This is a genomic window from Delftia sp. ZNC0008 (assembly GCF_000799035.1).
Taxonomy (GTDB): Bacteria; Pseudomonadota; Gammaproteobacteria; order Burkholderiales; family Burkholderiaceae_C; genus Comamonas; species Comamonas tsuruhatensis.
The window spans coordinates 1-1,618 of record NZ_JTKZ01000272.1; the positions used below are offsets into that span (position 1 = coordinate 1).

Here is a 1,618-nt window from a genome sequence, read left to right on the forward strand (position 1 = left end):
GACGGACTCACTGCCTACCGCCAGCGCCCCCTGGTGGTCTGCCTGCCCGAGACCGAGGCCCAGGTCCAGGCCGTGCTGCGCGCCTGCCACGCCATCCAGGTGCCCGTGATCGCACGCGGCGCAGGCACCGGGCTGTCGGGCGGCGCCCTGCCCCATCCCATGGGCGTGACGCTGTCGCTGGCCAAGTTCAACAAGATCCTCCAGGTCGATGCCGCCAGCCGCACGGCCGTGGTGCAGTGCGGCGTGCGCAACCTGGCCATCAGCGAGGCCGCCGCGCCCCTGGGCCTGTACTACGCGCCCGATCCCAGCAGCCAGATCGCCTGCACCATCGGTGGCAACGTGGCCGAGAACTCGGGCGGCGTGCACTGCCTCAAGTACGGGCTGACCGTACACAACGTGCTGAAGGTGCGCGGCTTCACGGTGGAGGGCGAGCCGGTGGAGTTCGGCTCCACGGCACTGGACACGCCGGGCTTCGACCTGCTGGCCATCCTGGTCGGCAGCGAAGGCATGCTGGCCGTGACCACCGAAGTCACCGTGCGCCTGATCCCCAAGCCCCAGCTGGCGCGCTGCATCATGGCCAGCTTCGACGACGTGCGCAAGGCCGGCGACGCCGTGGCCGCCGTGATCGCGGCCGGCATCATCCCGGCCGGGCTGGAGATGATGGACAAGCCCATGACGGCCGCCGTCGAGGACTTCGTCAAGGCCGGCTACGACCTCACGGCCGAGGCCATCCTGCTGTGCGAGAGCGACGGCACGCCCGAGGAAGTCGAGGAAGAGATCGCCCACATGAGCGAGGTGCTGCGCGGCGCCGGGGCCACGGCCATCACGGTGAGTGAAAGCGAGGCCGAGCGCCTGCGCTTCTGGAGCGGGCGCAAGAACGCCTTTCCCGCCAGCGGGCGCATCAGCCCCGACTACATGTGCATGGACTCCACCATCCCGCGCAAGCGCCTGGCCGACATCCTGCTGGCCATCCAGGAGATGGAAAAGAAATACGGCCTGCGCTGCGCCAACGTCTTCCACGCGGGCGACGGCAACCTGCACCCGCTGATCCTGTTCGATGCCAACGACCCCGACGAGCTGCACCGCTGCGAGCTGTTCGGCGCCGACATCCTGGAGACCAGCGTGGCCATGGGCGGCACGGTCACGGGCGAGCATGGCGTGGGCGTGGAAAAGCTCAACTCCATGTGCACCCAGTTCACCACGGCCGAGAACGACCAGATGTTCGCACTCAAGGCCGCCTTCGACCCGCAGGCCCTGCTCAACCCCGGCAAGGTGATTCCCACGCTCAACCGCTGTGCCGAATACGGAAAGATGCTGGTGCGCGGCGGCCAGATCTCCCACCCGGACCTGCCGAGATTCTGAGGCGTGGTGCAACCGGCGTGGTGCAACGGGCGCGGTGCAACCGGCGACGTGCGGCGTGCAACAGGCGCCGTGCAGTCCTTCCCGCCCTCAGGGCTGCTGCAGGCAGCGCGCCCACAGTCCGTCAAGCGCCCGGGCCAATGCGCCTCCCTGGCGGGGCACGGCCTGGCCCTCGCCCAGGTCTTCGACCAGGGTGTCCAGCGGCATGGCTTCGGTCAGCGTGCGCACGCCGCACTCCATGGCCAGGGCCGTGTCCAGG

The 1,618-nt window shown here is 69.4% G+C and carries 1 protein-coding gene; it reads left to right on the forward strand.

Features of this window, described 5'->3' with window-relative positions:
- Nucleotides 1–1,362, forward strand: a 1,362-nt coding sequence (locus L995_RS08960) for an FAD-linked oxidase C-terminal domain-containing protein (RefSeq protein ID WP_047471103.1), incomplete at its 5' end; no start/stop codon positions are given.
- Between the last annotated feature and the right edge of the window lie 256 nt (nt 1,363–1,618).